Origin of the sequence: Micromonospora sp. S-DT3-3-22 (genome assembly GCF_015354745.1) — a bacterium.
Taxonomy (GTDB): Bacteria; Actinomycetota; Actinomycetes; order Mycobacteriales; family Micromonosporaceae; genus Micromonospora; species Micromonospora wenchangensis.
In genome coordinates this window covers 1-12578 of sequence record NZ_JACGMO010000073.1, presented here as the reverse complement: position 1 = coordinate 12578, position 12578 = coordinate 1, and the positions used below count along the sequence as shown (strand labels likewise).

The following is a 12578-nucleotide window of genomic DNA, read 5'->3' as shown; positions in this document are numbered from 1 at the left end:
CGCGGCGTCGGAATCCGCCCCCGGCCGTCAGGGGGTCAGTGACCCGAGCAGCACGGTGCCGCCGCACGGCAACTGCCCGACGTTGCCGACGGTCAGCACGTACTGCCGTTGCCGGGAGCCGTCCGGGTTGGCCCGCTGCACGTACCGGCTCCGGGTCACCTCCAGTTGGCAGGCGGTGCCGCCACCGGCCCCCGTCGGGGCCAGTCCGGGCAGGTAGACCGCGTTCAGCGGGTTGGCGTTGTTCCAGGTCCAGGTGGCCGAGGCCCCGACGGCGAGCGTCCCGGTCGACCACGACGCCGACGGGTCGGTCTGGGCGAGCTGGAACTGACCGGAGCAGGTGATCGTGCCGCTGTTGCGGAGCACGAAGTAGAACTTGCGTACCCCGTCCGGCTCCTGCCGGTACCAGCTGCGGGTGATCTCCAACTGGCAGGCGGCCGTCGTGGTCGCCCCGGTCGGCGTCAACCCCAGCAGGTACGACACGGTGGGCGGGATCTGCTCCACCCAGCCGTAGTTGCCGCTGGCCCCGGGCGCGAGCGCACCGGTCGACCAGTCGTGGGTCGGCGTCAGCCAGGACAGCAGGACGGTGGCCGTGCAGGTGATCGTGCCGCTGTTGCGGACCACGAAGTGGAACCGCCGCTCGCCGCCCGGCTCCCGGGAGTACCAGGTCCGGGTGACCTCGAACTGGCAGGGGGTCAGGTCACCGGCCCCGGTGGGGGACAGCCCCACCTGGTAGGCGGCGTTCAGCGGGTTGGCGTTGTTCCACACCCAGCCCTGGGTGACGCCGGGCGCGACCGGGCCGGTGGACCACGACGCCTGCGCGGCGGCGCTGCGGACGGCGGCGAGGTCGCGGGCGTCCCGCTCGCCCACCGGCGGCGCGGCCGACGCCGGGGTCGGGGTGAGCGCCACCACCGCCAGCAGGCTCAGCAGCCACGTCCACACCGTCGGTCGTCTGGTCACGGTCGGCGCTCCTCGGGGTCGGGGGTGCCGGTGTACGGCGACCGGGGCGCGGCGGGTGCCGGGCCCGGTGCCGGGTGTGCGGCATGCCGACAAGGTCGCACACCGGTGGCCGCCGCGGCGGGGCCGATATCCGACAGCGCGGGACGACGCCCCGGACGGGCTGGCGTCGCTACAGTCCAGATCCCACCCGGAAGGAATCCCACCGATGGCCCTGTCCCGTTCCGCCCGCCGGTGGTTCGCCGCGCGCCTCGCCGGCACCGTCGCCCTGGCCCTGACCGTGCCGCTCGCCCACCCCGGGGCGGCCGTGGCCGGCACCGCGCTCGGCGACGGCGACGTGCAGATCGCCCGGACCGCGCAGGACTACACCTACCGCACCTACCAGCGGCACTGGTCGGTGGTCGCCGTCCAGCCCGCCGCCACCGCCGACTGGGACCTGACCCTGCGCGACGCCGCCGGCAGCACGCTCGCCACCAGCGTCTACGGGCTCGGCCGCACCGACTTCGTGGTGGTCGACTCCACGGCCGGACACCGGCCGTTCGGTGCCTACACGGCCGTGGTCAGCGCGTACACCCCCGGCGTGTACTGGGTGCAGCAGCGGACGGACACCACCACGATCACCCTGCCGCCGGTGACGCACTCCGGCACCACGGGCGCGTCCGACCCCGACCTGACCTTCTCCAGCCTGGTCGACCACGACGTGGTCACCGTCGCCGACCTCTGGCTGACGGCGGGGGAGTCGTTCTGGGCACACACCACGACGGCTGCGTCCTCGCTGCTGCTGGCCGAGAGCGACCCGGCCGACCCGACGAGCTTCGTCCAGGGCCGGGCCACCGTGGCGGCCCGGCAGCACACCGAGGTCATCGACGGCTGCACCCGGTACACCGCACAGCGCACCGGCTGGCACGCCCTGATCCAGACCGGCGACCGCGCGCCGGGCACGCACGTCCCGACCCAGGGCACCGCCTACGCCCTGCACCGGATCGACCCGGCCCGGCCGCTGAGCTGCCCGCAGCGGGAGTTCCCCGGCCCGACCCCCTGACGGGGGCCGCCGGGCGGGTCAGTCCGCGGAGGTGGCGTCGGCCGGGCGACGACGGCCGGCGTCGTCGGCGATGATCACGGTGGCCACCATGAGCGCGACGCAGAGGCTGAACAGCCACGAGTCGTCGGAGGAGAACCTAGCGGAGACCGGGGCCTGGATGGCGGCGAGCAGGAAGCCGAGCCAAGCCAGGCGACGCTGACGAGGGGTGAGGAAACCGGAGCCCTGTTGCATCCCGAAAGTCTTGCGCGACCCGTTCGGATTACCGTCAGCCGAACGGCGGATTCTGGACGACCTGTCCGGTTTACTGCCCGTCCGGGCGTTCCAAACCACCGGTTCGGGGGAGGCGACAATCACGTCGACCCGTTCTCGGTGATGCGGCAGGATGAGCGTCCGTGTCCGTCGCCCCGCCCCGTACCTCCCTGCTCCTGCTCGCCTACCTCGCCTTCGTCAGTCTCGGCCTGCCCGACGGCCTGCTCGGCGTCGGCTGGCCCTCGATCAGCGCCGAGTTCGGCGTACCGACCGGCGCGGTCGGGCTGGTGCTCACCGCCGGCACGATCGGGTACCTGACCTCCAGTGTCCTGGCCGGGTTCACCCTCGCCCGGCTGGGCGTGGGCCGGCTGCTGGCCGGCAGCACCCTGCTGGCCAGCCTCGCGCTGACCGGCTACGCCAGCGCACCGGCGCTGACCGTGCTGGTCGGCTGTGCGCTGGTGCTCGGCCTGGGCTCCGGGGCGATCGACTCCGGCCTCAACGCGTACGCCGCCGGGGCGTTCGGCCCCCGGCACATGAACTGGATGCACGCCTTCTTCGGCCTCGGCGTGGCCATCGGCCCGCTGGTGATGACCGCCATGCTGAGCACCGGCGCGGGCTGGCGCTGGGGGTACGCGGTCACCGCCGCCGCCCAGCTCGCGCTGGCCACCGCGTTCGCGCTCACCGTCGGCGCGTGGCGGGACCGCACGGGCGGCCCGCCGCCTTCCGCGCCGGTCGACCGGACGGTCGGTGCGCGGCCCGACGACACCGTCGTCGCACCGGCCGGCCGCCCCGGACCGGTCGACGGGCCGGCGGGGGCCAAGCGTGTCGGGTCGGTCGACGACGCGACGGGGGCCGGGCGTGGTGGGTCGGTCGACGACGCGGCGGTGCCGGCCGGGGTGCGGATCGGGGAAACCCTCCGGCTGCCCGCCGTCTGGTTCGGCGCGCTCGCCTTCGCCGTCTACGTGGCGATCGAGGTGTCCGCCGGGCTCTACGCGTTCCTGCTGCTCACCGAGGGGCGGGGGTTGCCCGACGCGGTCGCCGGGCTCAGCGTCTCGGGGTACTGGGGCAGCCTGTTCGTCGGCCGGGTGGTGCAGGGGCTGGTCGCCGAGCGGCTCGGCACCACCCGGGTGCTGCGGGGCAGCCTGCTGGGGATGGCCGTCGGGGCGGCGCTGATCGCGCTGCCGGCCCCGGGCTGGGTGACGGTGCTCGGCCTGGTCGTGCTCGGCTTCGCCGCCGCACCGGTGTTCCCGCTGCTCACCCTGAGCACGGCGGAACGGGTCGGCCGTGCGCACGCCGACCGGGTGATCGGTGTGCAGATCGGCGCCGCCGGGATCGGGGCGGCCCTCATCCCGGCCGGGCTCGGGGTGCTGCTCGGCGACACGTCGGTGCGGTTGCTCGGCCCGGTGCTGACGGTGCTGGCGGTGGCGCTGCTGGTGGCGCACGCGGCCGCCGCCCGCCGGACCGCCGCGCCGCCCGCCGGCTGAGCCGTTTCCGCCCGATCGGGCTGAGCCGTCGCCGCCCGATCGGGCCTCTGCGCCGATGCTGCGGTGTCCGATCGACCGGGACACCGCATCATCCGCCCCATGCCGCCGACGCCGAGGCACGTCACATGGTGTCGGGCCCGGTACGGCCCGTCGTGGAGGGGCGGTAGGCGCGCTCGGTGTCGGTCATCTCCCGGCGCTCGGCCTGCGGGCCGGCACCCCGGTCCACCGGTTCGGGGCCGTGCCCGAAGGCGGCCTCCTCGCCCGCGTCGTTGCCGGTCGGGTCGTCGGCCTGCCCGTCGATGGTAGACCGGGCGATCGCCCGGTCCAGTTCCTCCAGCGGCGTCCTCTGCTCGTCCCGCCACACCCTGCCGTCGTTGTCCGTCATACCTTCGCGGTACCCCGACCCGATGATCGCAAACGGTCGGACCCCGGACCGGCGACGGCCGCCGGGGAAACCGGCGGCCGTCGGGGCGGTGCGTCCGTGTCGGGGGAGAAGGGGATCAGGGCTGCGGACGGTCGACCGACCCGCGCCACGCCCCGGTCTCCTGACCGCGACGCTCGATGAACTGCTTGAACCGCTCCAGGTCGCCCTTCGCCCGCCGGTCGACCACACCCAGCTTGTCGCCCGCCTGCTCGACCACGCCGTGCGGCTCGAAGTCCATCTGCAGGGTCACCCGCGTGTTGTCCTCGTCGAGCCGGTGGAACGTCACCACACCGGCCTGCTGGGTGCCGCCCGTCGACTTCCAGGCCACCCGCTCGTCGGGCAGCTGCTCGGTGATCTCGGCGTCGAACTCACGCTTGACCCCGGCGATCTCCACCGTCCAGTGGGTCATCGTCTCCGACAACTGCCGGACCTCCTGCACCCCCTCCATGAAGTGGGGGAACTCCTCGAACTGGGTCCACTGGTCGTAGGCGGTCCGTACCGGTACCGACACGTCCACGTGCTCGATGACGCCGCTCATGCGAAATCCTCCTCTGGCCGCTGGTGCTCATCCGGATCGTGGGCCGATCCGGTCACCAACGCGTCGTCTCGTTCCGGTGCCCGAGTGCGGCCCACACCTCGGAAATCGTCTGGAAACGGGTGCCCTCCGGCAGGCGCTCCAGGGCGGCCACGAGGTCGTCGGGCGCGTCGTTCTCCCGGGCGTTGGCGACAAGCGTCAGCCGGTCCCCGGGCAGGGCCGTCATCGTGATGAACCGACCCAGCCGGCTGCGCGCCTCCACGTCCTGCGGACTCATCCCCTGTGGGGTGCCGGTGCGCAGGTCGCCCGCCGGTGCCGTGGTCGCCCCCGGCTGGTCCTCGCCGGCCGGCTCCGCCTCGCGGAACTCCTCGACCCGCGAGCCACCGGCCCCCGACCCCTGGACGAGGCCGCTGACCTCCTGGCTCATCTGGTCATCGACCCTCGGTGCGTGCTTGCTGCTGCCACGTTCCATGCCTGTTGTGCTACCCGCGCCCGCCCCGGGGAAACACCGGCCCGGACGCCGGACCCGACGGGTCACGAACCGGCGGTGGCCTTCGGCGGCAGCACCGGCTCACCCGGGTCGTCCTCGCCCGCCTGCAACCGACGCCCCCGCTGCAACTCCGCGTTGATCTGCACCCCGAACATCAGCGCCGAGTTCGACAGGTACAGCCACACCAGGAAGGCGATCACCGCGCCCAGGCTGCCGTAGGTGACGTCGTACGAGCCGAAGTTGGCCACGTACAGGCCGAAGCCGAAGGAGACGACGATCCAGGACAGCAACGCCACCGCCCCGCCCGGGGTGAGCCAGCGGAACCGGGGCTGCCGGACGTTGGGGGCGATCCAGAACATCAGCGACAACAGCGTCATCATCACCAGCGCCAGCACCGGCCACTTCGCGACGCTCCACAGCGTCCGGGCCAGCCCGCCGGCACCCACCAGGTCGCCCACCGCGTCGGTCACCGGGCCGCTGACGATCAACCCCAGCGCCACCACCGCGAGCAGCAGCAGCGACAACCCGGCCAACCCGATCTGCAACGGGCGCAGCCGGTAGAACGGGCGACCCTCCTCGACCCCGTAGATCGCGTTGGAGGCCCGGGTGAACGCGCCGATGAACCCGGACGCCGACCACAACGCGCCCAGCAGACCGAAGCTGAGCAGCACCTTCGTCCCGCTCTGCTGGTCGACCACGGTGCGCACCACCGACACGAAACCCTCGTTGCCGACCACCGAGCCGGCCCCGATGTCGCGGGCCAGGTCCAGCACGGTGTCCACCGTCCGTTCGCCGTCGGAGACCAGCCCCACCAGGGCCACCACCACGACCGTGGACGGGAACAGGGCGAGCACGCCGTAGTAGGTCAACGCCGCCGCCCAGTCGGCGCAGTTGTCCTTCACGAAGCTCCGGCCGCTGCGGACCAGCACCCCGCGCCAGGTCGACCAGCTCAACTGGCGTACCCGGCGGGGCACGCGCATTTCCGACCCGCCACCGGCGACCGCGGCCGGCTCCGTCGTCGCTGCCATGCTCGGCTCCTCGTCGCCCGACGACCCGGCGGACCCGGCGTCCGGCGCGCGTCTGGGCGGGGCGGTACCCGACGGCGGAAATCGACAAACCCGACGTCGGCGTTTGCCGGTGCGGGCGCAGGGAACCGTTCGGTCAGCCAGACGAAGTCGACGCGGAGGAGGACGGGATGCCCGGGCGCGAGGTACTGCCCAGCACGCTGCGACGCTCCCCGGAGAAGGCGCAGCGCACCTGGGAGAAGACGCACGACTCGGCGGTGGAGACCTACGGCGAGGGGGAGCGGGCGCACCGCGCCGCCTTCGCCGCCGTCAAGCACAGCTTCGAGAAGGTCGGCGACCACTGGGAACCGAAGGGCCGCAAGGGGCCCAGCGACCGGCAGGCCGAAGGCGGCGGCCCCGCCCGCCGGGCCCCCACCGCCGGTGGGGTGGACGCCAACGCCACCAAGGACCACCTGATGCAGGTGGCGAAGAAACTGGACGTGCCCGGCCGCAGCCGGATGACCAAGCCGGAACTGGTCAAGGCCATCGAGAAGGCCAACAACCGGGCCACCCGCAAGGCCCGCGGCGACTGACCGGCGGTACGCGCGGAACGCGGGGCCGCCCCGGTCAGGGGCGGCCCCGGTTCACCAGTGCCCGCCGGCCGGCGGTTGCAGGTGCACCGCCTTGACCGTGCTGAACTCGTCCAGCAGCTCCGGGCCGTACCCGAAGCCCTGGCCGCTGCCCCGGCGCGGCTGCGCGGCACCACCCGGCGCGCCCCCGAACACCGCGTTGACCTTCACGGTGCCCACCGGCAGCTCCCGCCAGGCCCGCTGGGCGTGGCTCATCGACCCGGTCAGCACCGTCGCCGCCAGCCCGTACGGCGAGTCGGCGGCACACCGCAGCGCCTCGCTGAACGAGTCCACCGTGACCACGGCCGCCACCGGCCCGAACGTCTCCTCCCGGACCACTGTCATCTCGTGCCGGCAGTCGGTGACCACCGTCGCCGGATAGAACGCCCCCGGCCCGTCCGGCAGCACCCCACCGGCGCGCAGCGTCGCCCCCTGTGCCACCGCCGCCGTGACCTGCCCGTGCACCTGGTCGCGGTGCCGCCGGTCGACCAGCGGGCCCAACTCGGTCGCCGGGTCCCGGCCCGGCCCGACGACCAGCGCCCCGGCCCGCTCCACCAGCGCGTCGACGAAGTCCTCGGCGACGTCGCGGTGCGCGTAGATCCGTTCCACCGCCACGCAGAGCTGCCCGGCGTTGGCGAACGCCCCGAGGGCGGCCTGCTCGGCCGCCCAGCGCGGGTCCACCCCGGCGTCGACCACCAGCGGGTCGCTGCCGCCGTTCTCCAGCAGCGCCTTCGCCCCGGTCCGGGCGCAGGCCGCGGCGATCGCCCGGCCGGTCGCGGTGGCCCCGACGTGCGCCACCACGTCCACCGGCTGCGCGGCCAGCGCCGCGCCCACCTCCGCGCCCCCGGTCAGCAGGGACAGCACCCCCGCCGGGAACACCCCGTCGAACAGCCGGGCCAGCAGCCACCCGGTGACCGGGGTCCGCTCGCTCGGCTTGTAGAGCACCACGTTGCCGGTGACCAGGGCCGCGCCGAGCAGCCCGCAGGAGACCGCCACCGGGTCGTTCCACGGGGTGATCGCGGCCACCACCCCCCGCGCCTGCGGCAGCATGAAGTCGATCGCGTCGCCGTCGCCGTGCAGCGTCCGGCCGCCGCGCAGCGGGCCCAGCTCGGCGTACTGGCGCAGGGTGCCGACGCCGGCCGCCACCCCGCCCCGGGCGTCGCCCAGCGGCTTGCCCATCTCCGCCGTCGTCGCGGCGGCCAACTCCTCGGCCGTCGCCGCCACCGCGTCCGCCGCCTCGTGCAACAGGTGCGCCCGCCCGGCCGCCGACGTCGCCGCCCACTCGGCGGCCACCTCCCGCGCCGCCTCCACCGCCTTGGCGACCTCGTCCGCCGTCGCCACCGGCACGGTGCCGACCGGCCTGCCGTCCGCCGGATCGAGTACGGTCAGCTCACCGCCCGCCCCGCCCGCGCCCCACACCCCACCGATGAGTTGCTCCACCCGGTACATGCGGCGGGATGCCCCGCTCCCGCCGAAGCAAACGCGTTTCGCCCGGTTGCCGGCCGGGTAGCCGGATCTGATGATCTCGCCGGGCACGGACACCGCGGACGCCGTCGTCATCGGTGCCGGACACAACGGCCTGGTGGCCGCCAACCTGCTCGCCGACGCCGGCTGGGACGTCCTGGTGCTGGAGGCGACCGGCGCGCCGGGCGGGGCGGTCCGCTCCGCCGAGGTCACCGCCCCCGGCTACCTCAGCGACCTGTACAGCTCCTTCTACCCCCTCGGGTACGCCTCCCCGGTGCTGGCCGGCCTCGACCTGCCCCGCCACGGGCTGACCTGGACGCACGCCCCCGACGTGCTGGCCCACCTGCTGCCCGACGGGCGGGCCGCGGTGATCAACCGGGACCTGGACAGCACCGCCGCCTCGCTGGAGACGTTCGCCCCCGGCGACGGGGACCGCTGGCGGCACGCGTACGCCGACTGGGCGCAGGTGTCCGGGCCGATGCTCGACGCCATCACCACCCCGTTCCCCCCGGTACGCGGCGGGCTGGGCCTGCTACGCCAACTGCGGGTCGGCGGCGCGTTGCGGCTGGCCCGCCGCCTGGTCCTGCCGGTCCGCAAGCTCGGCGCGGAACTGTTCACCGGCGAGGGCGGCCCCGCGCTGCTGGCCGGCTGCGCCCTGCACACCGACCTGTCCCCCGAGGAAGCCGGCTCCGGCGTGTACGGCTGGCTGCTGGCCATGCTCGGCCAACAGATCGGCTGGCCGGTGCCGGTCGGCGGCGCGCAGCGGATCACCGACGCGCTGGTGGCCCGGCTCACCGAACGGGGCGGCCGGATCAGCTACCGGGCGGAGGTCGACCGGGTGCTGACCGCCCGGGGCCGGGCGATGGGCGTCCGCACCGTCGACGGACAGCTGTGGCGGGCCCGCCGGGCGGTGCTCGCCGACGTGCCCGCCCCCGCCCTCTACCTGGACCTGGTCGGGGCCGCCCAGCTACCGCCCCGGCTGGTCGAGGACCTGGCCCACTTCCGCTGGGACGGCTCCACCCTCAAGGTCGACTGGGCGCTGTCCGCCCCGCTGCCGTGGACCAACCCGGCGGTGGCCGGCGCCGGCACCGTGCACCTGGGCGCCGACCTCGACGGGCTCACCGGCTACTCCGCCGAACTGGCCCGGGGTGAGATCCCGACGACCCCGTTCCTGCTGGCCGGGCAGATGACCACCGCCGACCCGACGCACTCGCCGGCCGGCACCGAGTCGCTGTGGGCGTACACCCACCTGCCGTTCCGGCGGCACTGGCGGGCCGAGGACATCGCCCGGCAGGTGCAGCGGATGGAGGACGTGCTGGAGGCCGCCGCCCCCGGGTTCCGCGGCCTGGTCGTCGGCCGGCACGTCGCCGGGCCGGCCGAGCTGGAACAGGGTGACCCGAGCCTGGTCGGCGGGGCGTTGGGCGGCGGCACCGCCGCGGCGTACCAGCAGCTGTTCCTGCGCCCGATCCCCGGCCTGGGCCGGGCCGACACCCCGGTCGACCGGCTCTACCTGGCCAGCGCGTCGGCGCACCCCGGCGGCGGGGTGCACGGCGCGCCCGGCGCGAACGCCGCCCGGGCGGCGCTGGCCCGCGACCGCGCCGTCACCGGCGGCGTGTACGCCGGCGTCATCGACGCCGCGCACCGGACGCTCTACCGCTGAACCGTCCACCCACGACCCCGGTACGGGGTCAGGAGTCCAGGTTGCGGTGCCGGGTGCGCAGCTTGAACGGCATCAGCGCGCTCTCCACCTTGGTCGCGGTGGTCATCTTGGACATGCCGTCGCGCCGCTCCTCGAACCGGATCGGCACCTCCAGGATGGTGTGCCCCAGCTTGGTGGCCAGGTAGTGCATCTCCACCTGGAAGCTGTAACCGTTCGACTGCACCCGGTGCAGGCCGATGTCGCGCAACGCGTCGGCCCGCCAGATCTTGAAGCCGGCGGTCAGGTCGCGGATGCGCACCCGCAGCAGGGTGTGCACGTAGAGGTTGGCCCAGCCGCTGAGTGCGCGCCGGTAGAGCGGCCACGCCTCGTCGAGCTGCCCGCCCGGCACGTACCGCGAACCGATCACCACCCCCGCCCGGGTGGACAGCAGCGCGCCCAGCATCCCCGGCAGCGCCTCCGGCGGGTGCGACAGGTCGGCGTCCATCTGCGCCACGTACTCGGCACCGTCGTCGAGGGCCCGGCCGATGCCGTCCACGTACGCCCGGCCCAGGCCCTCCTTGCCGGCCCGGTGCACGACCTGCACCCGGTCCGGGTTCTCGATGGCCAGCTTGTCGGCCACCTCACCGGTGCCGTCCGGCGAGTTGTCGTCGGCGACGAGCACCTTCAGGCCCGGCAGCGGAAGGGCCAGCAGCCGGTCGACCAGCACCGGGAGGTTGCCCGCCTCGTTGTAGGTGGGGACCACGACGGTCAGGCGTGCGTCCCGCCACGGTGACGGCAGCTCCACGGGTTCGATCATCTCGGACATCCTCAGTCGCGGTCGGCATTCCCCCACAGGGTAGCCAAAAGCCCGGCGGACCCCCGCCGAGGCTCCCCGCGACCGTCCGGTCACCGTTCGGTGCGCGCGTCGGCCTTCTGCCGGGTGGCGATGTCGGAGAGCCGGCGCAGCGTCTCCCGGTTGCGTTGGTGCAGCACCAGGTCGTTGAGCTTGTTGCGGACCCAGCGCAACGGGCCGGCGGCGAAGTCCTCGCCGATGCGGACCCGGGTCGCGCCGTCCCCGGTCGGGGTCAGCGTGAACACCACGACCGCCTCCCCGGCCGGCCACAATCCAGCCCGCAGCACCAGCCGGTGCGGCGGCTCGCAGACCAGCACCGTCGAGGCGTCCTCCAGGGAGAACGGCCAGGGACCGGCCCGGTGGTGCAGTCGGGTGCCGACCCGGGGCCACTGCGCGTCGACGTCGCGTACGTGCACCGTGCCGACCACCCAGTCGCTGTACGTCCAACCGTCGGCCAGCACGTCGAAGACCTGCTGCGGGGGTGCATCGATCACTTTCTCCACGACTGCCACCGCTGAGCAGTACCCGGGCCCGCCCGGCCTAACCCGCCGCGTTAGCTTCTCCGGGCCGACGGGTAACGCTGCACCGACGCGGGCGGGTCGACGGCGCGTGCCGGGGAGCGGGCCGGGCGGCGTACCGCCCGGTAGGGCCAGGTTTACTCCCCGGGGCCTCGGGAACCCGCCGCCCGTGCGACGGGACGCGGAGCCGTATCAGCGCAGGTCAGGCCGGGTTGATCCGGTCACTGGCCGGGGCGGCCGCGCACTGTACGACGCGGTGCTGCTCGACCGGGACGGCACCCTGATCGAGGACGTGCCGTACAACGGCGACCCCGACAAGGTACGCCCGGTGCCCGGTGCGCGGGCGGCGCTGGACCGGCTGCGCGCCGCCGGGCTGCGGCTCGGTGTGGTCACCAACCAGTCGGGGCTGGCCCGGGGGCTGTTCACCGCCGCCCAGCTGCGGGCGGTCAACGCGCGGGTCGAGGACCTGCTCGGCCCCTTCGACACCTGGCAGTGCTGCCCGCACGACGAGCGGGCCGGCTGCGCCTGCCGCAAACCCGCGCCCGGCATGGTGCACGCCGCCGCGCGGGCGCTCGGCACCACCCCGGACCGCTGCGTGCTGGTCGGGGACATCGCCGCCGACCTGGGCGCCGCCGCCGCGGCCGGCGCCGCCGGGGTGCTCGTGCCCACCCCCACCACCCGGGCCGTCGAGGTGGCCGCCGCCGGGCAGGTCGCCGCCGACCTGCCCGCCGCCGTGGAGCTGATCCTCACCCGGTCCGCCCTGGTCGCCGGGCCACCGCCGCACCGGGCCGGCACCGTACTGGTGGTCCGCAGCGACTCCGCCGGGGACGTCCTGGTCACCGGCCCGGCCGTCCGGGCCGTCGCCGCGTACGCCGAGCGGGTCGTGCTGCTCTGCGGCCCCCGGGGCCGCGACGCCGCCGCCCTGCTGCCCGGCGTCGACGAGATCGTCGAGTGGCCGCTGCCCTGGATCGACGGCGCACCCGACCCGGTCGACCCGGCAGACATCGACCGGCTCACCGACCGGCTGCGCGCCGTACGGGCCGACGAGGCGGTCGTGTTCACCTCGTTCCACCAGTCGCCCCTGCCGCTGGCGCTGCTGCTGCGGCTGGCCGGCGTGCCGAGGGTCAGCGCGATCAGCGACGACTACCCGGGCTCGCTGCTCGACGTGCGGCACCGGGTCCCCGCCGGGCTGCCCGAGCCGGAACGCGCGCTGTCGCTGGCCGCCGCCGCCGGTTTCGCCCTGCCCACCGGCGACGATCCGCGACTGCGGGTCCGCGCCGACCGGGTGCCGCC

General features: G+C 74.7%; 14 protein-coding genes. 5 read left to right on the top strand and 9 right to left on the bottom strand.

Features of this window, described 5'->3' with window-relative positions; genetic code table 11:
- Positions 1-27: 27 nt before the first annotated feature.
- On the bottom strand, positions 28-957 hold the full coding sequence (locus H1A17_RS20615; RefSeq protein WP_194822691.1) for a hypothetical protein: 930 nt from the start codon (positions 955-957) through the stop codon (positions 28-30).
- A gap of 205 nt (positions 958-1162) precedes the next feature.
- Between H1A17_RS20615 and H1A17_RS20610 the strand changes: the two genes are divergently transcribed.
- Positions 1163-1996, top strand: a complete 834-nt coding sequence (locus H1A17_RS20610; protein ID WP_194822690.1) for a hypothetical protein — start codon at positions 1163-1165, stop codon at positions 1994-1996.
- A gap of 18 nt (positions 1997-2014) precedes the next feature.
- Here the strand turns inward: H1A17_RS20610 and H1A17_RS20605 are convergent, their stop codons facing one another.
- The gene (locus H1A17_RS20605) at positions 2015-2227 is read right to left on the bottom strand and encodes a hypothetical protein (RefSeq protein ID WP_194822689.1); all 213 of its coding nucleotides are present in this window, start codon (positions 2225-2227) and stop codon (positions 2015-2017) included.
- A 161-nt stretch (positions 2228-2388) separates the two neighbouring features.
- Here H1A17_RS20605 and H1A17_RS20600 point away from each other — a divergent pair, with 161 nt between their 5' ends.
- Positions 2389-3729, top strand: coding sequence for a sugar MFS transporter (locus H1A17_RS20600; protein WP_194822688.1), 1341 nt, complete (start codon positions 2389-2391; stop codon positions 3727-3729).
- 121 nt (positions 3730-3850) lie between these two features.
- Here H1A17_RS20600 and H1A17_RS20595 read toward each other — a convergent pair whose 3' ends face one another.
- The 4 genes from H1A17_RS20595 to H1A17_RS20580 all read right to left on the bottom strand — a co-directional run bounded on the left by H1A17_RS20595 (position 3851) and on the right by H1A17_RS20580 (position 6206).
- Complete coding sequence (locus tag H1A17_RS20595; RefSeq protein ID WP_145918827.1) at positions 3851-4114, bottom strand: hypothetical protein; 264 nt, start codon at positions 4112-4114, stop codon at positions 3851-3853.
- Positions 4115-4229: 115 nt separating this feature from the next.
- The gene (locus H1A17_RS20590; protein ID WP_145918828.1) at positions 4230-4691 is read right to left on the bottom strand and encodes an SRPBCC family protein; all 462 of its coding nucleotides are present in this window, start codon (positions 4689-4691) and stop codon (positions 4230-4232) included.
- A 52-nt stretch (positions 4692-4743) separates the two neighbouring features.
- Positions 4744-5160: a DUF2795 domain-containing protein gene (locus tag H1A17_RS20585; protein WP_145918829.1), complete on the bottom strand. Its 417-nt coding sequence runs from the start codon at positions 5158-5160 to the stop codon at positions 4744-4746.
- A 62-nt stretch (positions 5161-5222) separates the two neighbouring features.
- Positions 5223-6206 carry a YihY/virulence factor BrkB family protein gene (locus H1A17_RS20580; RefSeq protein ID WP_194822687.1) on the bottom strand — a complete coding sequence of 328 codons (984 nt, stop codon included), beginning with the start codon at positions 6204-6206 and terminating at the stop codon, positions 5223-5225.
- Between the two features lie 167 nt (positions 6207-6373).
- On the opposite strand from H1A17_RS20580, the gene H1A17_RS20575 reads away from it, so the two are divergent.
- Complete coding sequence (locus H1A17_RS20575; RefSeq protein ID WP_145918831.1) at positions 6374-6775, top strand: ChaB family protein; 402 nt, start codon at positions 6374-6376, stop codon at positions 6773-6775.
- A gap of 51 nt (positions 6776-6826) precedes the next feature.
- Here the strand turns inward: H1A17_RS20575 and H1A17_RS20570 are convergent, their stop codons facing one another.
- Complete coding sequence (locus H1A17_RS20570; protein ID WP_194822686.1) at positions 6827-8260, bottom strand: aldehyde dehydrogenase; 1434 nt, start codon at positions 8258-8260, stop codon at positions 6827-6829.
- 70 nt (positions 8261-8330) lie between these two features.
- Here H1A17_RS20570 and H1A17_RS20565 point away from each other — a divergent pair, with 70 nt between their 5' ends.
- Entirely contained in the window at positions 8331-9935 is a 1605-nt protein-coding gene (locus tag H1A17_RS20565) for an NAD(P)/FAD-dependent oxidoreductase (RefSeq protein WP_145918833.1), read from the top strand.
- Between the two features lie 28 nt (positions 9936-9963).
- Here H1A17_RS20565 and H1A17_RS20560 read toward each other — a convergent pair whose 3' ends face one another.
- Together H1A17_RS20560 and H1A17_RS20555 are read right to left on the bottom strand one after the other, a co-directional pair.
- The gene (locus tag H1A17_RS20560; RefSeq protein ID WP_145918834.1) at positions 9964-10731 is read right to left on the bottom strand and encodes a polyprenol monophosphomannose synthase; all 768 of its coding nucleotides are present in this window, start codon (positions 10729-10731) and stop codon (positions 9964-9966) included.
- Positions 10732-10820: 89 nt separating this feature from the next.
- Positions 10821-11270, bottom strand: a complete 450-nt coding sequence (locus H1A17_RS20555) for an SRPBCC family protein (RefSeq protein ID WP_309236825.1) — start codon at positions 11268-11270, stop codon at positions 10821-10823.
- A gap of 184 nt (positions 11271-11454) precedes the next feature.
- On the opposite strand from H1A17_RS20555, the gene H1A17_RS20550 reads away from it, so the two are divergent.
- Positions 11455-12578 (top strand): HAD-IIIA family hydrolase (locus H1A17_RS20550; RefSeq protein WP_194822684.1); only part of this gene is annotated, 1124 nt, incomplete at its 3' end.